Here is a 19550-nt window from a genome sequence, read left to right as displayed (position 1 = left end):
GCGGGCAGCGACGCCATCGGGGTGCACCGGCAGGCGGCCGGCCTGCGTGGGGACGTACCCGACCAGGGTACGTGGCGTCAGTGCACGGCGTGCCCGGGGATGACGGCCGCCCGGTGGGCCTCCCAGGCCAGGAAGCGCTCGGTCTCCGACAGCACGGCGCCGGCCAGCCAGGTGACCATGACGGCGTCGTCGACCAGCCCGAGCACCATGAGGAACGCCTCGGGGACCAGGTCGATGGGCGACACCACGTACGCCGTGGCCGCGGCGATCATCGCGATCCGCAGGCCGCCGTCGTACTCGCCGCGGCTCGTCGCCCGGACCATCCGCGGCAGCGCCGCCAGCCGGGTGCCCAGGGACGGGCCACCGCGAGCCCCGGCGGTCAGCGCCCGGGCCAGGGCCGTGAAAGCCGCCGCGCGCTTGAGAGTCTTGGCCATGTCGGCACCCTCCTTCTCCGTCATCCATCATGCGCCCCCGGTACGACACCGGCACGGCGCCCGGGACACCGGCACGGACGCCGTTGCAGTGGGCAAACGCCGTATCGCAGACAGCACGGTGCCAGCCGGCCGCGATAGCCTCGAACCAGGCGGACGGTTTCACCTACGGCGGGGGGCGCTTGATGGGTCAGGCCGCGGCGGTATCCGGGGGCGTCGCGCCGTGGGCGCTGGTGCGGCGGGCGGCCAAGCTGGTGGTCTTCGGGGCCGGGGCGACCGCGGTGACGGTGCTCACGGCCTCCGGTGTGCTGATCGGGCAGGCCCGGCAGGCGCGCCGGGTGATCCCGCAGGCGCAGGAGCCGCCGCCGCGCGGCGACGGGGTGTACGGCGCCCGGTTCCCCGGCCCGCCCCTGACGCTCGTGGTCCTCGGGGACTCGTCGGCCGCCGGATACGGCGTACACCGCCCCCGGGAGACGCCCGGCGCCCTGCTGGCCACCGGCATCTCCCGCCGGCTGCACCGGCCGGTCCGGCTGCACCGGTTCGCGGTGGTGGGCGCGCTCTCGGCCGGCCTGGTCCCGCAGGTCGACGCCGCGCTGGAGCATCGGCCCGATCTCGCGGTGATCCTCGTCGGCGGCAACGACGTGACCAACCGGACCCCGCTGCCGGTCGCGGTCGGGCACCTGGTGACCGCCGTGCGGACGCTGCGCGACGCCGGCGCCGAGGTGGTCGTGGGCACCTGCCCCGACCTGGGCGCCATCCAGCCGATCAAGCCGCCGCTGCGCTGGCTGGCCCGCCGCTGGAGCCGGCAGTTGGCCGCCGCGCAGACGGTGGCGGTGGTGGAGGCCGGCGGCTGGACGGTCTCGCTCGGAGACCTGCTCGGGCCGCGGTTCGCCGCCGAGCCGACCCGGATGTTCGCCTGGGACCACTTCCACCCGTCCGCCGAGGGGTACGCCATCGCCGCCGCCGCGCTGCTGCCCACGGCGCTGTCGGCGCTGGCCGGCGCCGGCGGTGTTCCGGCTGGTCCGCAGGACCGGGGTGGCGTACGGTCGCTTCCGGCGGCGGCTCAGGTCGCCGCCCGGCACGCCGGGACCGAGGTCAGCGCGGCCCGGCTCGGCGGCCGGGACCGGGGGCCGGCCGGCCGGTGGGCGCGGCTGCGGCGTCGCCGCCCGAGCTTCTGGCGTGCCCGGGGTGCCGCCGTTGCGTCGCCCGTTGAGGAGGGTGTGACATGACCGGCTCCGCCCTCGGGACCATCGCCGCCCGGCTCGGCCGGGCGACGATCATGACGTTGCTCGCCGGCGCGGTCGGCGGCACGGCCGTGCTGGCCGGTGAGGCCGTGCTGGCCGGCACCCGCCGGTACGCGCAGCCGGACCCGCGGCTGGCGCTGCGCTGCTCGGTGGGTCCGACCGGCGCTCCCCCGCTGCGCCTGGTGCTGCTGGGCGACTCGGCCGCGCTGGGCGTGGGGGTCGACCGGGTGGAGGACACGGTCGGCGGACAGCTCGCCCGGCTGCTCGCCGAGGGCTCCGGCCGGGCCGGCGCGGGCCGGCGCCTGGTGCAGTTGTCCAGCGTCGGCGTGGTGGGCTCCCGCTCGACCGATCTGGCCACCCAGGTGGCCCGGGCGCTGCTGGGTCCGAAACCGGACGTGGCGGTGATCCTCGTGGGGGCGGCCGACGCCGCCGGCCTGCGCCGCCCGGTCGAGTCCGCCGGCTACCTGCACGCCGCCGTCCGCCGGTTGCGCATCGCCCGGGTCGAGGTGGTGGTCGGCACCTGTCCGGACCTCGGCGCCGTCCGGGCCATCGCGCCGCCGCTGCGGCAGCTCGCCGGGTGGTTCGGCCGGCGTACGGCGGCGGCGCAGGCCGACGCGGTACGCGCCGGCGGCGGCACCGTGGTCGATCTTGCGGCCGTGGCCGGGCCGGTCTTCCGGGCGGACGCGGGCACCCTCTGCCACGACGGCTACCACCCCTCGGCCGACGGTTACCGGGTGTGGGCGCACGCGTTGCTGCCGGCCGTGGCCGAGGCCGCCGCCGTGGCCAGCCGCAGCTAGTCACGGCCGGGCCGGTCCCCTTCCCGGCAAGTTACCCACGGGTTAACGTGGGGGCATGCCGACCGACCCGTCCCGGACCGCCGTCATCGTCGCCACCGCCCGCTCGCCGATCGGGCGCGCCCACAAGGGCTCGCTGCGGGAGCTGCGGCCGGACGACCTCGCCGCCAGCGTCGTACGCGCCGCCCTGGACAAGGTGCCGCAGCTGGACGCGACCACCATCGACGACCTGTACCTGGGCTGCGGGCTGCCCGGCGGGGAACAGGGCTTCAACATGGCCCGGGTGGTCGCCACGCTGCTCGGCCTGGACGGCCTGCCCGGCGCCACGCTGACCCGCTACTGCGCCTCGTCGTTGCAGACCACCCGGATGGCGTTCCACGCCATCGCGGCCGGCGAGGGCGACGTCTTCGTCTCCGCCGGGGTGGAGGCCGTCTCCCGGTACGCCCGGGGCAACTCCGACGGCCTGCCGCCGGAGGCGCAGGCGCTGGTCGGTGGCGGGTGGGAGAACCCGCGGTTCGCGTCGGCCCGCGAGCGGTCCGCGGCCCGGGCCGCCGGCGGCACCGCCACCTGGACCGACCCGCGGGCCGACGGCGACCTGCCCGACGTCTACCTCGCGATGGGCCAGACCGCGGAGAACCTGGCCCAGGTGTACGACGTGAGCCGCGCCGAGATGGACGAGTTCGGGGTACGCAGCCAGAACCTCGCCGAGAAGGCCATCGCCGACGGCTTCTGGGCCCGGGAGATCACCCCGGTCAGCACCCCGTCGGGCGCCGTGGTGAGCACCGACGACGGCCCCCGCGCGGGGGTGACCCTGGAGGGCGTCGCCGGCCTCAAGCCGGTGTTCCGCCCCGACGGCCGGATCACCGCCGGCAACTGCTGCCCGCTGAACGACGGGGCCGCCGCGGTGGTCGTGATGAGCGAGCAGCGCGCCCGGGACCTCGGCATCACCCCGCTGGCCCGGATCGTCTCCACCGGGGTCACCGCGCTGTCGCCGGAGATCATGGGCCTCGGCCCGGTCGAGGCGTCCCGGCAGGCGCTGGCCCGCGCCGGGATGAGCATCGACGACGTGGACCTCGTGGAGATCAACGAGGCGTTCGCGGCGCAGGTCATCCCGTCGTACCGGCAGCTCGGAATCCCGCTGGAGAAGCTGAACGTGATGGGCGGGGCGATCGCCGTCGGCCACCCGTTCGGGATGACCGGCGCGCGGATCACCGGCACCCTGCTCAACGCCCTGGACTGGCACGACCGGACGGTCGGGCTGGAGACCATGTGCGTGGGCGGCGGTCAGGGCATGGCCATGGTGCTGGAACGGCTGAGCTGACCGCGGTGGTGTCCCGCCGGCGCCGGCGGGACACCACCGACAGCCGGCGCCAGACGGACACCACCGGCAACGCGAGCGCCTACAGCGCGAGCCGGGTGGCCCGCACCTGCGCGGCGGCGGCGTCCAGCACCGCCTCCGGCGGCCGCGCGGCCGCCAGGTCGGCGGCCACCACCCGGAGCTGATCGGGCAGCGCCAGGTCGTTGTCCAGCCGGGGTACGGTCCGGCGCGGCTCGCCGGCCGCGTCGGCCGCCCGGTTCGCGATCTCCTGCACCAGCCGGTGCATCAGATCGGCCCGGGCGGCGTTGCCGCGCTCGGCCTTGGCGGCCCAGCGCGGCGCCTCCCAGTGCCCGACCTGCCGGACCAGGACGTCGACCGCCCTGCTCAGCTCGGCCTCGGCCAGTGGCGGCGACCCGGTGGATCCCGGGCCGCCGGTGCCCCGGTCGGTCACGGTCAGTCGTCGCCCTGGAAGTAGCTGAGCAGCCGCAGCACCTCAAGGTAGAGCCAGACGAGCCCGACCAGGATGCCGAAGGCGGCGGTCCACGAGTAGCGCTCGGGCAGCCCCGCCCGGATGCCCTCCTCGATCTGGGCGAAGTTGAGCACGAAGCTCAGCGCCGCCACCACGATGCAGACCAGGCTGAACCCGATGGCGATCGGGCCGCCGCTGCGCAGCCCGGTGTCCACCCCGAACAGCGCCAGCACGAAGTTGAGCAGCATGGCCACGAACAGGCCGCCCATCGCCGCGATGACGATCCGGGTGAACCGCGGGGTGGCCCGCACGACCCGGGCCTTGTAGAGCATCGCCATGGCGAAGAAGACCGCGAAGGTCGCCACCACGGCCTGCAGGACGATCCCCTGGTAGCCGAGCACGGAGGTGAAGAACTTGCTCACCATGCCGACGAAGACGCCCTCGACGACCGCGTACGCGACGACCAGCGCCGGGTTCGCGACCCGGGAGAACGAGACGATCAGGCCGAGCACCAGCCCGATGATCGCGGCGCCGATCCAGGCGGCACCCAGCAGCGCGTCCGGGACGAGCACCCAGGCGGCGGCGGCCGAGGCGGCCAGCAGGGCGAGCAGGGTGACGGTCTTGACGACGACGTCGTCGATCGTCATCGTCCGCGCGCCGACGGGTGAGGCCGGGTACGCGGGGCCGGGGTAGCCGGCGGTCTCGGGGTGGCCGGCGCCCGGATAGCCCTGCCCGTACGCCGGCTGCTGGTATCCGGCGCCGGGTGCGTACCCGGTGCTCCGCTCCTGGACGGCATTCTGGCCGAACCGGGCGAGCACCGGGTTGGTGGTCTTCACTTCCTGGCCTCCCTCGGGGGTCATGGCACGACAACGTGCACTCCAAGGGTAGTCTGCGGTCGCCAGCACGGGCGATATCGCGCCGAGTGCCCGGGGCGGGGATCGAACCCGCACGCCTCGCGGCAGCCGCTTTTAAGGCGGCCGTGTCTGCCATTCCACCACCCGGGCCGGGCACCGGGGCCGCGCCGCGGTCCGGTTCTGCCACCGTAGCGGGTCGAAGCACACCCGGCGCACCCCGGCGGCCCCTCGGCACTAGGGTCGGAACCGTGACCAGCACAGCCCGAGCGGAGCACGAGGTCGACACCGGCGTGAGCGCACCGCCCAGGGCCCGGGAAACCGCATCACTCCGTCGAAACCGATTGATCGCAATGGCGCGTACGCATCGGCTGGACCTCGCAGTCGGCCTGCTGTTCCTGCTGGCTGCCGGCTGGATCACCCATGGGCTCTGGCCCGCACCGCCGAGCCGGGTGCTGGCGCTGAACCCCGCCGACCAGACCCTCTACGAATGGTTCCTGGCCAGCGACGCCCGGCTGCTGCTCGGCGATTTCAGCCTGCTCAGCGACCGGCTCAACGTGCCGGACGGGGTGAACCTGATGGCCAACACCACGGTGCTGGCCCTCGGCATGGTCTTCGCCCCGGTCACCCTGCTGTTCGGCGCCGCGACCACGTTCGCGCTGATCGCCGCCGGCAACCTGGCCGGCACGGCGGTCGCCTGGTACCTGCTGTTCAGCCGCACCCTGCGGGCCAGCCGGCTGGCCGCGGCGCTCGGCGCCGTGCTCTGCGGCTTCGGCCCGGGGATGGTGTCGCAGTCCAACAGCCACCTGCACATGACCGCCCAGTGGCTCGTACCGGTGATGGTGTGGCTGGTGCTGCGGATGGTGCGGGCGGCCGACCCGGCGGACCCGGCCGGGCGGGTGGGACCGGACTGGCGGCGCGTCCTCACCTCGGCGCTGGGGCTGGCCGGCGCGGTCACCCTCCAGGTGTTCATCGGCGAGGAGGTGCTGTTCCTGACCGCCGTGACGCTGACGATCGTGACCGTGGTGTACGGGTTGACCTCCCCCCGGCTGGCCTGGCGCGTCCTGCCCGGCCTCGTCCTCGGGCTGGCAACGGCCGCCCTGCTCGCCATCGCCGTGCTGATGATCCCGCTCTGGTTCCAGTTCCGGGGGCCCCAGGGGGTCCGCAACGGGATGTTCAGCCCGCACCACTTCTCCGCCGACCTGGCCAGCTTCCCGGCGTTCTCACCGCTGTCGCTGGCCGGCACCGCGAGCGCGGAACGGCTGAGCACCGGCGCGTCCGAGTACAACTCCTTCCTCGGCTGGCCGCTGCTGGTGCTGGCCCTGGCCGCCGCGCTCTGGCTGGCGCGCCGCCGGATCGTGCTGGCCTGCGTCGCCGCCGCCGTGGTGATGACCGCGCTGTCGCTGGGGCCGCACCTGGTGGTGAACGGGCACCGGACCGACATCACCGCGCCGTACACGCTGTTGCTGGACCTGCCGGTGGTCGACGGCGCGCTGCCGATCCGCTTCGCCCTCGCCGTCACGCCGCTGCTGGCCATCGTGCTGGTGGTGGCGCTCGACCGGGCGCGCGCACTGCGCTGGTCCCGGGCCCGGTGGGTGGCGCCGGCCGTGCTGGCCGCCGCGATCCTGCCGGTGCTGCCCGGCCCGCTGCCGACGACCGGCCGGCCGCCGGTCCCCGAGTTCTTCACGGCAGGGCACTGGCGGGACTGCGTACGCCCGACCGGGGTGCTGGTGCCGGTGCCGCTGCCCACCCCCAACGCCCCGTGGGCGATGCGCTGGGCGGCCGTCGAGAACGTCGGGTTCGCCATGCCCGAGGGCTTCTTCATCGGGCCGTACGGCGACGAGCACGGCGCCTCGCTGGGCGTCTACAAGCAGCCCACCTCCGCGCTGCTGGCCGAGGTCGGGCGGAGCGGCACCATCCCGCGGATCGGCCCGACGCAGCGCGAACGGGCTCGGCAGGACCTCGAATTCTGGAACGCGTCCTGCGTGGTGCTCGCCGACGACGCCCCGCACCCGGAGAGCCTGCGCAGCACCGTGGAGGCACTGCTCGGGCCGGCCACCCGGGACATCGACGTCTGGGTCTGGCGGGTGCGCTGAGGCGGGCTACGCCGGCGTGTCGGCGGGGTGCCGCGGCTCCACCGGCGGCGTCGCCTCGGCGAACTCCTCCCGCGGGTCGTGCAGTTGGCCGAGCGCGACCACCTCGCGCTTCAGGAAGAACGCCAGCGTCCAGTCGACCACCACCCGCACCCGGCGGTTGACCGACGGGATCCGGCCCATGTGGTACGTCCGGTGCATCACCCAGGCGGGAAAGCCGGTCAGCTTGATGCCGTACACCTGGGCCACGCCCTTGTGCAGTCCCAGGCTGGCGACGCTGCCGGCGTGCCGGTGCCGGTACTCCTTCGGGACCCGCCCCCGGATCACCGCGCGGAGGTTGTCGGCCAGCCGCGCGGCCTGCCGGACCGCGTGCTGCGCGCTGGGCGAGCAGTACGTGCCGGGCGGCCCGGTCAGGTCCGGCACCGCGGCGCAGTCCCCGGCGCTCCACGCCCCCTCCACCACCCGGTCGCCGTCGACCACCTGCAACGTCGGCAGGCAGGTGAGCCGGCCCCGCTCGTCCCGCGGCAGGTCGGTCCGCGCCAGCATCGGCGACGGCTTCACCCCGGCGGTCCAGACGATCGTGTCGGTCCGGAAGCTGTCCCCGTCGGAGAGCCGCACGTGGCCGCCCAGGCAGGACTCCAGCCGGGTGTCCAGCCGGATGTCCATGTTGCGCCGGAGCAGTTGCCGCACGGTGTAGGCGCCCATGTCGGGGTCCACCTCCGGCAGCACCCGCTGGGTCGCCTCGACCAGCACCCAGCGCATGTCCGAGGGCTTCAGCTCCGGGTAGTACCGCAGGGCGTCCCGGGCCATGTCCTCCATCTCGGCCAGCGCCTCGATCCCGGCGTACCCGCCGCCGACGAACAGGAAGGTGAGCGCGCAGCGGCGGATCTCCGGGTCGGTGGTGGCCGCCGCCACGTCCAGCCGGTCGAGCACGTGGTTGCGCAGGTAGATCGCCTCGCCGATGGTCTTGAAGCCGATGCCGTACTCGTGCAGCCCGGGGATCGGCAGGGTCCGGGACACCGAACCCGGGGACACCACGATCTGGTCGTACCCGATCTCGCGGGGTGGGCCGATGATCGGCTGCACGGTGGCGGTCCGCCGGGCGTGCTCGATCCGGGTCACCGCGCCGGCCAGCACGGTGCAGCGCGGCAGCTCACGCCGCAGCGGCACCACCGAGTGCCGGGGCGAGATGTTGCCGGCCGCGGCCTCCGGCAGGAACGGCTGGTACGTCATGTGCGGCTGCGGGTCGACCACGGTGACCTCGGCCTCGCCGGCGCCCAGCTTGCGGGACAGCCGGAGCGCGGCGTAGAGCCCGACGTGCCCGGCACCGACGACGAGGATGCGCTGCTTCACACCGCCATCTTTCCTCGCGGCCGGTGCCCCCGACCGGCCAACGGCCGCATCCACCCGGCCGCGACGCTACTGGGCGCGGCCCGGCCGCGACGCCCGGCGCGCGCCGGTCAGCGGCGGTGCACCAGCCAGCGGAGCAGGGCGGCCAGGCCGGCCGCGACGGCCGCCCCGGCCACGGTCGCCAGCAGCCCGCCGCGCGGCACCGGCAGACCGGCCACGGCCAGCAGGCCGAGCCCGGCCACCGCGCCGACGAGCACCACCGCGGCGGCCCGGCCGAACCAGCGGGCCGGCACCGAGGGATCGACCACCGCGTCGTACGGCAGCAGGGCCGCCAGCCCGGAGAGGGCATGGGCCAGGTAGAGCGCGCCGGCCAGGCCGAGCAGCCGCCAGGGCTCGATCGGCAGGTCGGAGGCGGTGCTGAAGAACAGCCAGGCGCCCACCGCGACCAGCGTGACCACCGTCGTCCACGTCCGGCGCGGCCCGATCGCCGGCAGCAGCGCCAGCGCGGCCATGAGGCCGAACTGCCGGGCGGCCAGGAACTCCGCCGGCACCGCCAGGGCCAGTGCCAGCAGCATGCTGAGGAAGACACCGGCGCGCACCAGCAGCGGGGTGCCGGTGATCCGGCCGGCGGCGTGCCAGGCCGAGCGCAGCCGGTCGCCCACCGCCGTGATCATCGGCCCACCCGGGGTGCCGTGGCGAGCCGGGCGACGTCCCGGAGCACCAGGTCCAGGCTGCCCGAACCGGCCCAGGTCACCACGGGTACGCCGTGGTCGCGGAGTTGGCCCACGATGTTCTCCCGGTCCAGCCGCCACAGCCGGTGGGCCAACTGCGCCACGCTGGACCGGTCGCCGGGCGCGGCGGCCGGCAGGGTGTCCACGGCGACCACGAACCGGCCGGCGCGGGCGAGCCGGGCCAGCATCTCGGCCGACCGGTCGTCCAGCAGCGGCGTCAGCACCACCACGAGCGCGTCGGCGGAGAGCAGGTGCGGCCCGAAGACGTGGTCGAACGGCTCGTGCTCGAACTCATCGGGCTCGACGTCCAGCAGCCACTCCAGCACCGTGAGGTACTGCCGCCGGCCGGTGGCCGGCCGCAGCCAGCGGGCGTTGAGGCCGTACTCCAGCAGCGCCACCCGGTCGCCGCGGTGCAGGTAGTGTTCCGCGATCCCGGCCGCGGCCCGGACCGTGGTGTCCAGCACCGAGGCCCGGCCGCCGGCCCCGCCCGAGCGGCCCGCCTCGGCCAGCACGTCGAGCAGCAGCACCACCTCGGCGTCCCGGTCGGAGAGCGTGGCCGCCACGTGCAGTTGCCGGGCCCGCAGGGAGACCCGCCAGTCCACCCGGCGCAGCCGGTCGCCCGGGGTGAACACCCGTACCCCGGCCAGCTCGCCGCCCTCGCCGGGCCGCCGCGAGCGGTGGCCACCGACCAGGCCGGCCGCCCGCGGCATGGCCTCGACCGCCTCGAACGGGTCGGTCGCCGGATAGACCCGGACCCGCTCGCCGCCGGCGAACACCGGCCGGCTGGCCAGCAGGCCGTCGCAGGCCACCGCCCGGGTGCCGGCCGGACCGATCCGGTGCCGGCCCCACCGCCGGGTCCGGCCGGAAAGCTCCAGGTCCACGGCGGCGTCCGGCGGCACGGTGGTGATGAACGGGCGGTCCGCCGACCCGGCCGGCGGCTCCCGGTCGGTCGCGAACCCGCACCGCTGCATCTCCAGCCACGGCGAGACCCCGGTCCGCACCAACGCCAGGTCGTAGCCGACGGGGCCGGGTGCGCCGACCGTCACGGTGGCGGCGACCGGCCCGTCCTCCACCAGGATGGGATCGCCGGTGGCGACGGCCAGCCGCGGCACCGCGGTCGGGCGCCGGCGCAGCGCGTACGCGGTGCCCAGCGCGAACGGCGCGGCCAGCACCACCAGGTCGACCCGGCCGAGCAGCACGGCGCCGAGCAGCAGCAGGCCGGTGAGCAGCACCGCCCGGCCCAGGGCGCGGGTGGGAGCCCAGGCGGCGGCGGCCTCCGGCGGCGCCGCCTGCTCGCCGGCCGGCGCTCCCGCGGGCTCGACGGGCGGCGCTCCCCCGGGCTCGACGGGCGGCCCCGCCGCGGGCTCGACGGCGCCGGTCAACGCGCCGCTCCTCCGGCGTGGCTCGGCAGCGCACCGCTGGCGGGCGCCGGGGTACCGGCCAGGACCTCGCCGACGACGAACGCCGGATCGACCCGGCGGAGCCACATCTCCGGCTTGAGCGTGATCCGGTGCGCCAGCGCCGGGACGGCGACCTCCTTGACGTCCTCGGGCACCACGAAGTCCCGCCCGGCCAGCGCGGCCCGCGCCCGGGCCAGCAGCAGCAACGCCAGCGAGCCGCGCGGGGAGGCGCCGACCAGCACCGACGGGTGCTCCCGGGTCGCACCGGTGAGCGCCACGATGTACCGGCCGACCGAGTCCTCGACCTCGACGTCCTCCAGCGCGCCCTGCATGGCGCGCAGCGTCGCCGGGTCGACCACGGCGGGCAGTTCGGCCTCCTCCTGCCGGCGCGACATCCGGCGGCGCAGCACGTCCCACTCCTCGTCCGGCCGCGGATAGCCGAACGACACCCGGAGCAGGAACCGGTCGAGCTGCGCCTCGGGCAGCGGGTAGGTGCCCTCGTACTCGATGGGGTTGGCGGTGGCCAGCACGTGGAACGGCGGGTCCAGCCGGTACGTGACGCCCTCCACCGAGACCTGCTTCTCCTGCATGGCCTCCAGCAGCGCGGCCTGGGTCTTGGGCGGCGTCCGGTTGATCTCGTCGGCCAGCAGCAGGTTGGTGAACAGCGGCCCGGCCCGGAAGCTGAAGTCGCCGCTGCGCTGGTCGTACAGGAAGGAGCCGGTGACGTCCGCCGGCAGCAGGTCCGGGGTGAACTGCAACCGGCGGAAGTCCAGGCCGAGCGCCTGCGCGAAGGAGCGCGCGGTGAGCGTCTTGCCCAGCCCCGGCAGGTCCTCCAGCAGCACGTGGCCGCCGGCGAGGATGCCCGCCAGCACCAGCTCCAGGGCGTCCCGCTTGCCGACCACCACCGAGCCGACCGCGTCGAGCACGCCGCGGGCCAGCCGACCCACGTCCGCGGCACTCACCCGGTCCACCTCGTTCATATCTTCTCCAGTTCGGCGACGATCGCCGCGAGGTCCCGCGGCGAGGGGATCGGCGGGCGGGCACGGTCAGCGCCGTCCAGGCGGCCTCGCCGAGCAGCCCGCGGGCCCGGTCGGGGTCGGTTTCCCGGATGACGCCGTGCCGCTGTCGCAGCCGCTCATCGGCCAGGGCCAGCAGGCGGGGCCGGATCAGCTTCTCGTACCGCTCGGCGTCCCCGACGGCCCAGTCCAGGCTCCGCGCCCAGCGGCCGACGGCCCGGTCCAGGCCGTCCCGGCGGCGGCGCTCCGGTCCGGCGTCGACGGGCGCCGGGCCGTGCGGCGGTTGCGCCGGGGCGACACCGGCCGCCGCGCGGTGGATCAACATTATCGCCAGCACCCCGGCCAGCACGGCGAACGCGGACACGGCCAGGCCGACCACCCGGAACCCGGCGATCACCACGGCGCTGGCCGCCCCGACGACCAGGACGGTGCGCAGCCACCGGCCGGACGGGCGGCGCCGGCGGTCCCGGGCCGGCTCCTCGTCGTACCCGAGCAGGTCCTCGATTCCGGCCGGCGTGCCGAGGTCAACCACCGGCTCGTCCCGCCGGCTCACCCCGGTCCCCCGACCCGGGCCGGCGGCCCCGGCGCGACCAGCTCGGCGCGGAGCCGGCCGAGCGCCTCCCGCGCCTGGTCCCGCATCCGCTCGTCGACCACGTGGGTGGCGTAGCGGGCCTCCCGGTAGACGGCCGCGAAGGCGGCCAGCACGGCGCTGCCGGCGATCGCCGGCACCCCGGCGGCCGGGTCGCCGCGCAACAGCCGGGCCACCAGGTCGGTGGGGGTGTCGCCGACCCGCCGGGGTACGCCCGCGGCGGCCGCCGCCTCCTCCAGCCGGACCCAGCAGGCGATCACCGCGGTCCGCGGGTCGTTGTCGGCGTCGTCCAGTTGGACGAGCCCGGCGTCCAGCACCGCCACCACGTCCCGGGCGGTCCGTTCCGGCGAGCGGGCCGCCGGCGGAAGGTCCGACAGCCGGCCGGTACGCCGCCGCGGCCCGCCGAGCATGGCCCACAGCACGGTGCCGAGCAGCGCCACGACCACCAGCGCGAGCAGCCCGAGCAGCGTCGGCGCCAGCCACCCCGGAAGGTGCGCGGGCTGGTCCTGCGCGGCACCGGAGGGCAGCACCACGAGCTGCGACGGACTCGGCAGGCCGGTCGGCTGGTCGGCGACCAGCGGTGCGTCCTGCGGAGTCGACGGGAGCCGGCGCAGGTCGATGGAGGAGTGTCCGGCCGCGACGGCACCGAGCCCGAGCAGCACGACGACCGCGAGCACGGGCCACCACCGGTGCAGCGGGGTACGGTCCGCCGGAGCCGGAGCCGGGCCGGCCGGTGTCCCGCGTCCGGCGTGCACGGCACCGCCCTCCCTGTGCTCAGTCCACCTCGGCCATTCGTTTGGCCCGCTCGAACACCTCGTCGAGCATGTCCGGGGTGAGTCGGCCGGTGAAGGTGTTCTGCTGGCTGACGTGGTAACACCCGAGCAGCACCGGCCCCGCCCCGCCAGACCAGTGTGCCCCATGCCCGAACGCCGGGCGCGGGCTGGGCGGGCGGACGCCGTACCCGGCCCGCAGCGCCGGCCACCAGGCGGCCCAGGCGAACGCGCCGAGCGCGACCACCACCCGCAGCGTCGGTGCGATCAGCCGCACCTCGCGGTGCAGCCACGGCGCGCAGGTGTCCCGCTCGGTCGGGGTCGGCTTGTTCTCCGGCGGCGCGCAGCGGACCGCCGCGAAGATGCGGGTGTGCCGCAGCGCCAGGCCGTCGTCCGCGGACACGCTGGTCGGCTGGTTGGCCAGACCGGCCCGGTGCAGCGCCGCGAACAGCACGTCGCCGGAACGGTCGCCGGTGAAGACCCGGCCGGTACGGTTCCCGCCGTGCGCGGCCGGCGCCAGGCCGAGGATGCCGATCCGGGCGTCCGGGGCGCCGAACCCGGGCACCGGCCGACCCCAGTACGCCTGATCGCGGAACGCGGCCCGGCGTACCCGGGCCACCTCCTCGCGCCAGTCGACCAGGCGCGGGCAGGCGAAGCAGTCGGCGACCGCGCGGTCGAGATCGGCCAGGTCGGCCGCCCGCGCGGCGCGGGTGAGCACGTCGGCGGCGGTACGCGTCGGTGCGCCCGCCCCGGTGCCCGCCTCAGCCAAGCTTCGTCCGGAAGAATTCGAGCGTGCGTGCCCAGGCGCTGGCGGCGGCGGGCTGGTCGTACACCTCGGGCCGGTCGTCGTTGAAGAACGCGTGCGAGGTGCCCGGGTAGTCGTACACGGCGCAGTCGCCGCCCGCGGCCTCGACGGCCCGGCGGGCCGCCTGGACGCCCTCGGCGGCCGACGTGCCGTCCTCCTCCGAGCAGTGGATGAGCGCGCTCTTGCCTGCGTAGTCCGACCAGTCCGGGCGCATCCGCTCCCAGGGCAGCACCGGGTAGAAGCCCACGGCGCCGACGATCCGCTCGGAGAGGGTGGCCGACCACAGTGCCAGGCTGCCGCCCGCGCAGAAGCCGACCGCGCCGACCCTGCCGGTCGCCTCGGGCCGGGCGGCGAGATAGTCGGCCGCGCCGGCGATGTCCCGGGCCGCCTGGTCCATCGCCAGACCCATGATCATCTTGCCGGCCTCGTCCGGCTCGACAGCCGTCACCCCGTGGTAGAGATCCGGCGCGAGGGCGACGAAGCCGGCCTCGGCGAACCGGTCGGCCACCGCCTTGATGTGACCGACCAGACCCCAGTACTCCTGGATGACCACCACCGCGGGCCGGCGCTCGCCCTCGGCGGGCAGCGCGAGATAGCCCTCGCTGGTCCCTCCGTTGCTGCGATAGCTCACCATCTCGCCCATCGGCCCGTCCTCCTGTCGGTCAGTCATCGTTGGCTGGTCGCACAGTCCATCCGGGCGACGTGCATCGACCGGACATCAGAGGCATCCTGCTGGGCCTGTCTCATGGTTTTGGGCAGCGCACCGCGGCGGGGCCGCCTCGCTCCGCGGAGATCCATGAGACACGCCCTGGTGCGGGTAGCGTGCCATGCCGCGGCGGCCCGGGGAAGGCGCGGCGAACGTGGGATACACCTCCCTGTTCCGTCGCCGACACCGGACGGTCAGGAGGAGGTGACCTCGGGAGACGCGCCGCCCGACGGCGTCGGGGGCTCCGCGTCCGACGGCGGCGGCGCCTCCGCGTTCGACGGGGTGGCGGAGGGCGGCGCAGTCGCGGTCGGCGCGGTCCGCTCGGGGGTCGGCGAAGGAGCCCGGTCGGGGGTCGTCGTCGGATCGCCGCCGAGCCCGCGGAACGGCGCCCGTTCCCGGCAGAACGGGTAGACGTACGTGTACCGCGCAGCCGTCTCGTCCACGCCGTTGCCGTCTCCGGAGCCGTTGCCGTCCCCGGACTCACCCGGGCAGGATCCCTGGAGGCGGTAGCCGAGTTCGATCGGCCGGCCGTCCTGGTCGAACAGCCGCGCCCCGTCCACCAGCCGGCCGTCCCGGTCGTAGATGAAGACATCCTGCACGGTGCCGTACGGGTTGTCGCTGTACGAGGGCGCGTAGTACCCCTCAGAACTGGCCCGCGAGTCGGCCCCGAGCAACGCGGCCATGCCGATCAGCGTGACCAGCACCCCGGCCGCGGTCATCACCCGCCGCGGGTTGCGCGGCAGCGTCTCACCCCGCCGGCCCAGCCAGATCGAACCCAGCACCGCCAGCACCAGCAGGGGAAGGGCCGCCAACGAACTGCCGCCGATCCGGGGCACCACGCCGACCTGACCCGCGCCGAGCAGCGCCAACGCCAGCACCGCCAGGTAACCGCGCAGCACCCACCAGGCCGGCCGGAGCAACCGGAGGAACTCGCTGGTCCGGGCGTACCCGAGCAGCGGACCGGTGGCCACGTCCAGTGCGGCCAGCCGGACCCGGCCGGCGCGTACCAGGTCAGCCGCCCGGTCGTCGAGCGTGCGCCGCTCGTTCGGCCCGGCCAGACCCGCCGCCGCGCGCAGTTCCGCCGCGTACGCCTCGGGCGGTCCCAGCCGCTCGGTCAGCGAACCGTGCGCCTCGGCACCCACCTCGGCCAGATGCTCCGGCAGGTCCTCCAGCAGATCCCGGCGCACCTCGGGCGGCAGATCCGCCAGGGCGGCGTGCACCTCGCGCACGTACTCGGTGATCTCCCGTCCACTCACGACGCTCATTCGTGCACCCTTGTCTCGCTCATGGTCTCACTCATGCGGCGATCTCCCCGTCGTCGAGCAGGCTGTCCAAGGTGCGGGCGAAGGATCGCCAGACCTTCCCGGACCGGACGAGTTGGTCACGGCCGGCCTTGTTCAACGAGTAGTACTTGCGGTGCGGTCCCGACTCGCTCGGCACCACGTACGTGGTCAGCAGGCCGGCCGCGAACAGCCGGCGCAGGGTGCCGTAGACCGACGCGTCGCCGACCTCGTCGAGACCCGCGTCGCGCAACCGGCGCAGGATGTCGTACCCGTAGCCGTCCTCGTCGCGAAGCACGGCCAGGACCGCGAGATCCAGCACACCCTTGAGTAGCTGCGTGGTGTCCACGGATGGCACGCTACTATGCATTGCGAAGTAGCTCAACTCCGGCACCCGGGCACCGTCCCGTCACCCGCTGATGATCCTCAGCCGCATACGTGACCGATGCCACCCCGTCCGCCGTACTACAGTGCAGGGATCGCCGATGGGTCAGGGGAGTCGAGTTGACTGACAACTTTCCGGTGCCAAGCTACGAGCAGGCCGACCGACCGCCGGTGGACCTGCGGACCGACGTGCCGCACCCGGCGCGGGTCTACGACTACCTGCTGGGCGGCAAGGACAACTTCGCCGCCGACCGGGCCGCCGCCGAAAAGGGCCTGAAGGCCAACGGCAACAGCCGGGTACCGCCCCGGGAGAACCGCGCGTTCCTGGCCCGCGCGGTCCGCTATCTCGCCGCCGAGGCCGGCATCCGGCAGTTCCTGGACATCGGCACGGGCATCCCGACCGCGCCCAACGTGCACCAGGTCGCCCAGGGGGTCGACTCCGCGTGCCGGGTGGCCTACGTGGACAACGACCCGATCGTGCTGTCGCACGCCCGGGCGCTGCTCACCGGCACCGCCGACGGCATGACCGAGTACATCGACGCGGACCTGCGCGACGTCGACGGCATTCTCAACTCGCCGCAACTGCGCCGGGTCATCGACCTGGACCAGCCGGTCGCCCTGCTGCTCATCGCGATCCTGCACTTCGTGGGCGACGCGGACCAGCCGTACGAGATCGTCCGGCGGCTGCTCGCGGCCCTGCCGTCCGGCAGCTACCTGGCGCTGTCGCACCTGACCGGCGACTTCGACCCGGTCGCCTGGGAGAAGATCGCCGAGATCTACCGGATGCAGGGGTGACCATGCAGGTCCGCCCGCGTCCGGAGATCGAGCGCTTCTTCACCGGCCTCGACCTGGTCGAACCCGGCCTCCAGGTGGTCACGCACTGGCGGCCCGACCCCAACCGCGCCGACGAGGTGCCCAGCGACGCCGCCGTCTCGGTGTACGGGGCGGTCGCCCGCAAGCCCTGACCATATGCTCGGCCCATGTCGGACCGGGTGCGGGTGGCGTACACGAAGTACGACGGCTCGCTGCACTACCACAAGACGGCGCTCCGGCTCGGGGAGGACCAGCACGGCACCTGGCTGGGCGCCCCGAGCGGAACGGTGATGCGCAAGGGCGAGGACGGGCCGCCCATCGTCAGTCCCGTTGCCAACGTACTGCTCCTGCCACGCGTGGGATGGTGGGCCGCCACCTTCTACGACGCGCCGTTCCACCTCAATGTCTACTGCGACATCGCGACTCCGGCCCGCTGGCTCGGGCCGGACAGCGTGACCATGATCGACCTGGACCTCGACGTCGGCCTCCGCCGGGCGACGGGCCGGGTCGAGCGGTACGACGAGGACGAGTTCGCCGACAACAGCCGCCGCTACGGTTACCCCGACGAGGTGGTGACGCAGGCGAGCGCGGCGGCAAACTGGCTGGTCACGGCGATCGCCGCCCGGCGCGGCCCGTTCGACGGCGCCCACCAGCCCTGGCTCGATCTCCTCACCTCGTGATCCCCCCGCGCGCCCCCGACCCCGACCCCGCGCCCTCCCGACCCCGACCCCGCGACCCCGCGACCCCGACCCCGCGCCCCGACCATGATCAACTCGTCTTCGGCGAAGTTGGGGGTCCGGGCCGCCGGGACACCCCGACTTCCCTGAAGACGAGTTGATCATGGCTCGATCACGCGTCAGGCAACGAGCGGTCGGTGCAGACTCCAGGCGATGCCGTCGAGAATGTCGTGTTCGCTGGCCACCACCGCGTCCATCTCGGCCCGCTCCATGATGACCTGGAGCGCCAGGGCGCCCGCGCCGATCACGTCGACCCGGCCGGGGTGCATCACCGGGATCTCCGCGCGCTGCCGGGCGGTCATCGCCAGCAACTCGGTGGTCACCCGGGCCACGTCCGCGTACGGCACCCGGGCGTGGTGGATGCGGCCCGGATCGTACGCGGTCAGCCCGAGCGCGACGGCCGTGACCGTGGTGACCGAGCCGGCCAACCCGACGAGGGTGCCGGCCTGCCGCCCGGGCACGGCGGCCAGCGCCCGATCCACCGCGGCCGTGATGTCGGCCCGCGCCGCGGCGACCTCGTCGTCGGTCGGCGGGTCGCCGTGCAGGTGCCGCTCGGTCATCCGGACGCAGCCGATGTCCACCGAGATCGCGGCCTGCACCGTGGCGGTACCCACCACGAACTCGGTCGAGCCGCCGCCGATGTCCACCACCAGGTACGGCGCTCGGGTGTCGGCCGGCAGCCCGCGGACCGCGCCCGTGAACGACAGCCGGGCCTCCTCGTCACCGGTGACCACCTCGGGCTCGGTGCCGAGGGTACGCAGCACCATCGCCCGGAACTCGTCGGCGTTCGACGCGTCCCGGGACGCCGACGTGGCGACCATCCGGACCCGCTCCGCGCCCAGCCTGTCGATCTCGGCCGCATAGCCGGCGAGCGCCACCCGGGTCCGCTCGATCGCCTCGGGCGCCAGCCGGCCGGTCCGGTCGACGCCCTGGCCCAGCCGGACGATCTCCATCCGGCGTACCACATCGGTCAGTGCCGCCCGCGGCCCGGCGTCCGGGTCGGGCAGGTCGGCCACCAGCAGCCGGATCGAGTTGGTTCCGCAGTCGATCGCCGCAACCCTGCTCGCCACGGGCATCCTCTCGGTCGTGCGGGCGGCGCCGGCGCCGGAACCCCGCGGGCCGGCGCCAGCGCCTCGCAGGCCGTCGCCGACCTCGCGGATGGGCGCCGCAGGAGACCCTACTCGGCGAGCCGGAGCAGCATGCGGGTGTTCCCCAGGGTGTTGGGCTTGACCCGTTCCAGGTCCAGGAACTCCGCGACGCCCTCGTCGTACGAGCGCAGCAGTTGCTCGTACACGGCCGGCGGCACGGGTGCCCCGTCGATCTCGACGAAACCGAACGAGCCGAAGAAGCCGGTCTCGAAGGTGAGACAGAACACCCGGTCGACCCCGACCTCCCGGGCCGCCGACAGCAGCTCGGCCACGATCCGGTGCCCGATCCGCCGGCCCCGGCAGTCGGGATGCACCGCCACGGTGCGGATCTCGGCCAGGTCCTCCCACATCACGTGCAGCGCGCCGCAGCCGAGCACCCGCCCGTCCGCCGGCCGCACCGCCACCCGGAACTCCTGCACGTCCTCGTACAGCGTGACCGTGGCCTTGCTGAGCAGCCGGCGGTCCGGGCTGTACAGGTCGATCAGCTCCCGGATGCCGCGGACGTCGGTGGTCCGCGCCCGCCGTACCAGCACGTCCGTCCCGGTCACGGTCAGGCCAGCCCCGGCTCGGACCCGTCCACCGGGTCGCCGCCGCGGGACCGCTCCGCGGGCTCGACGCCCG

The 19550-nt window shown here is 74.9% G+C and carries 19 protein-coding genes, 1 tRNA gene and 1 pseudogene; 6 read left to right on the top strand and 15 right to left on the bottom strand.

Annotated elements, in window-relative coordinates; genetic code table 11:
* Nucleotides 1-77: 77 nt before the first annotated feature.
* On the bottom strand, nt 78-434 hold the full coding sequence (locus tag CIK06_RS04990; RefSeq protein WP_095567575.1) for a YkvA family protein: 357 nt from the start codon (nt 432-434) through the stop codon (nt 78-80).
* A 182-nt stretch (nt 435-616) separates the two neighbouring features.
* Between CIK06_RS04990 and CIK06_RS04985 the strand changes: the two genes are divergently transcribed.
* From CIK06_RS04985 to CIK06_RS04975, 3 genes are read left to right on the top strand one after another with little or no spacing between them, the layout of a single operon-like run.
* Nucleotides 617-1660 carry an SGNH/GDSL hydrolase family protein gene (locus CIK06_RS04985; protein ID WP_095563831.1) on the top strand — a complete coding sequence of 348 codons (1044 nt, stop codon included), beginning with the start codon at nt 617-619 and terminating at the stop codon, nt 1658-1660.
* Entirely contained in the window at nt 1657-2472 is an 816-nt protein-coding gene (locus CIK06_RS04980) for an SGNH/GDSL hydrolase family protein (RefSeq protein ID WP_095563830.1), read from the top strand. Before CIK06_RS04985 ends, CIK06_RS04980 begins: the two co-directional genes overlap by 4 nt.
* A gap of 55 nt (nt 2473-2527) precedes the next feature.
* Entirely contained in the window at nt 2528-3790 is a 1263-nt protein-coding gene (locus tag CIK06_RS04975) for an acetyl-CoA C-acetyltransferase (protein WP_095563829.1), read from the top strand.
* Between the two features lie 79 nt (nt 3791-3869).
* On the opposite strand, the gene CIK06_RS04970 is transcribed toward CIK06_RS04975, so the two are convergent.
* The 3 genes from CIK06_RS04970 to CIK06_RS04960 form a co-directional block, all read right to left on the bottom strand.
* Nucleotides 3870-4190, bottom strand: coding sequence for a hypothetical protein (locus tag CIK06_RS04970; protein WP_095567574.1), 321 nt, complete (start codon nt 4188-4190; stop codon nt 3870-3872).
* Between the two features lie 50 nt (nt 4191-4240).
* A complete protein-coding gene (locus tag CIK06_RS04965; protein WP_095563828.1) occupies nt 4241-5092 on the bottom strand; it encodes a Bax inhibitor-1/YccA family protein in 852 nt (283 codons plus the stop codon).
* A gap of 87 nt (nt 5093-5179) precedes the next feature.
* Nucleotides 5180-5260, bottom strand: a tRNA-Leu gene (locus CIK06_RS04960).
* Nucleotides 5261-5460: 200 nt separating this feature from the next.
* Between CIK06_RS04960 and CIK06_RS04955 the strand changes: the two genes are divergently transcribed.
* Complete coding sequence (locus tag CIK06_RS04955; protein WP_095563827.1) at nt 5461-7203, top strand: hypothetical protein; 1743 nt, start codon at nt 5461-5463, stop codon at nt 7201-7203.
* A 6-nt stretch (nt 7204-7209) separates the two neighbouring features.
* On the opposite strand, the gene CIK06_RS04950 is transcribed toward CIK06_RS04955, so the two are convergent.
* The 9 genes from CIK06_RS04950 to CIK06_RS04910 all read right to left on the bottom strand — a co-directional run bounded on the left by CIK06_RS04950 (nt 7210) and on the right by CIK06_RS04910 (nt 16196).
* Complete coding sequence (locus tag CIK06_RS04950; RefSeq protein WP_095563826.1) at nt 7210-8553, bottom strand: NAD(P)/FAD-dependent oxidoreductase; 1344 nt, start codon at nt 8551-8553, stop codon at nt 7210-7212.
* Nucleotides 8554-8660: 107 nt separating this feature from the next.
* Nucleotides 8661-9224 carry a hypothetical protein gene (locus CIK06_RS04945; protein WP_095563825.1) on the bottom strand — a complete coding sequence of 188 codons (564 nt, stop codon included), beginning with the start codon at nt 9222-9224 and terminating at the stop codon, nt 8661-8663.
* Nucleotides 9221-10525, bottom strand: a complete 1305-nt coding sequence (locus tag CIK06_RS04940; RefSeq protein WP_232534245.1) for a DUF58 domain-containing protein — start codon at nt 10523-10525, stop codon at nt 9221-9223. Before CIK06_RS04940 ends, CIK06_RS04945 begins: the two co-directional genes overlap by 4 nt.
* Nucleotides 10526-10659: 134 nt before the next feature.
* Nucleotides 10660-11661, bottom strand: coding sequence for a MoxR family ATPase (locus CIK06_RS04935; protein WP_095563823.1), 1002 nt, complete (start codon nt 11659-11661; stop codon nt 10660-10662).
* 585 nt (nt 11662-12246) lie between these two features.
* Entirely contained in the window at nt 12247-13041 is a 795-nt protein-coding gene (locus CIK06_RS04930) for a DUF4129 domain-containing protein (RefSeq protein WP_198348102.1), read from the bottom strand.
* 19 nt (nt 13042-13060) lie between these two features.
* Entirely contained in the window at nt 13061-13825 is a 765-nt protein-coding gene (locus CIK06_RS04925; protein WP_369916099.1) for a uracil-DNA glycosylase, read from the bottom strand.
* The gene (locus CIK06_RS04920) at nt 13818-14504 is read right to left on the bottom strand and encodes a dienelactone hydrolase family protein (protein WP_095563821.1); all 687 of its coding nucleotides are present in this window, start codon (nt 14502-14504) and stop codon (nt 13818-13820) included. Before CIK06_RS04920 ends, CIK06_RS04925 begins: the two co-directional genes overlap by 8 nt.
* A 257-nt stretch (nt 14505-14761) precedes the next feature.
* Nucleotides 14762-15832 carry a hypothetical protein gene (locus tag CIK06_RS04915; RefSeq protein ID WP_198348101.1) on the bottom strand — a complete coding sequence of 357 codons (1071 nt, stop codon included), beginning with the start codon at nt 15830-15832 and terminating at the stop codon, nt 14762-14764.
* 31 nt (nt 15833-15863) lie between these two features.
* Entirely contained in the window at nt 15864-16196 is a 333-nt protein-coding gene (locus CIK06_RS04910) for a PadR family transcriptional regulator (protein ID WP_095567572.1), read from the bottom strand.
* Between the two features lie 173 nt (nt 16197-16369).
* On the opposite strand from CIK06_RS04910, the pseudogene CIK06_RS04905 reads away from it, so the two are divergent.
* A pseudogene (locus CIK06_RS04905) lies at nt 16370-17196 on the top strand (SAM-dependent methyltransferase).
* Nucleotides 17197-17211: 15 nt separating this feature from the next.
* Nucleotides 17212-17724, top strand: coding sequence for a DUF402 domain-containing protein (locus CIK06_RS04900; RefSeq protein ID WP_095563820.1), 513 nt, complete (start codon nt 17212-17214; stop codon nt 17722-17724).
* Between the two features lie 176 nt (nt 17725-17900).
* Here the strand turns inward: CIK06_RS04900 and CIK06_RS04895 are convergent, their stop codons facing one another.
* A complete protein-coding gene (locus CIK06_RS04895; protein WP_232534018.1) occupies nt 17901-18851 on the bottom strand; it encodes a Ppx/GppA phosphatase family protein in 951 nt (316 codons plus the stop codon).
* A gap of 107 nt (nt 18852-18958) precedes the next feature.
* Nucleotides 18959-19477, bottom strand: a complete 519-nt coding sequence (locus CIK06_RS04890; protein WP_095563818.1) for an amino-acid N-acetyltransferase — start codon at nt 19475-19477, stop codon at nt 18959-18961.
* Nucleotides 19478-19550 lie beyond the last annotated feature (73 nt).

Origin of the sequence: Plantactinospora sp. KBS50 (assembly GCF_002285795.1) — a bacterium.
Classification (GTDB): domain Bacteria; phylum Actinomycetota; class Actinomycetes; order Mycobacteriales; family Micromonosporaceae; genus KBS50.
This window is presented reverse-complemented; position numbering and strand designations above follow the sequence as displayed.

What these genes read in the sequence shown, in the direction of transcription:
- CIK06_RS04990 (WP_095567575.1), bottom strand. Translation starts at nt 434, where the DNA reads ATGGCCAAGACTCTCAAGCGCGCGGCGGCTTTCACGGCCCTGGCCCGG.
- CIK06_RS04985 (WP_095563831.1), top strand. Translation starts at nt 617, where the DNA reads ATGGGTCAGGCCGCGGCGGTATCCGGGGGCGTCGCGCCGTGGGCGCTG.
- CIK06_RS04980 (WP_095563830.1), top strand. Translation starts at nt 1,657, where the DNA reads ATGACCGGCTCCGCCCTCGGGACCATCGCCGCCCGGCTCGGCCGGGCG.
- CIK06_RS04975 (WP_095563829.1), top strand. Translation starts at nt 2,528, where the DNA reads ATGCCGACCGACCCGTCCCGGACCGCCGTCATCGTCGCCACCGCCCGC.
- CIK06_RS04955 (WP_095563827.1), top strand. Translation starts at nt 5,461, where the DNA reads ATGGCGCGTACGCATCGGCTGGACCTCGCAGTCGGCCTGCTGTTCCTG.
- CIK06_RS04945 (WP_095563825.1), bottom strand. Translation starts at nt 9,224, where the DNA reads ATGATCACGGCGGTGGGCGACCGGCTGCGCTCGGCCTGGCACGCCGCC.
- CIK06_RS04935 (WP_095563823.1), bottom strand. Translation starts at nt 11,661, where the DNA reads ATGAACGAGGTGGACCGGGTGAGTGCCGCGGACGTGGGTCGGCTGGCC.
- CIK06_RS04920 (WP_095563821.1), bottom strand. Translation starts at nt 14,504, where the DNA reads ATGGGCGAGATGGTGAGCTATCGCAGCAACGGAGGGACCAGCGAGGGC.
- CIK06_RS04915 (WP_198348101.1), bottom strand. Translation starts at nt 15,832, where the DNA reads ATGAGCGTCGTGAGTGGACGGGAGATCACCGAGTACGTGCGCGAGGTG.
- CIK06_RS04900 (WP_095563820.1), top strand. Translation starts at nt 17,212, where the DNA reads ATGTCGGACCGGGTGCGGGTGGCGTACACGAAGTACGACGGCTCGCTG.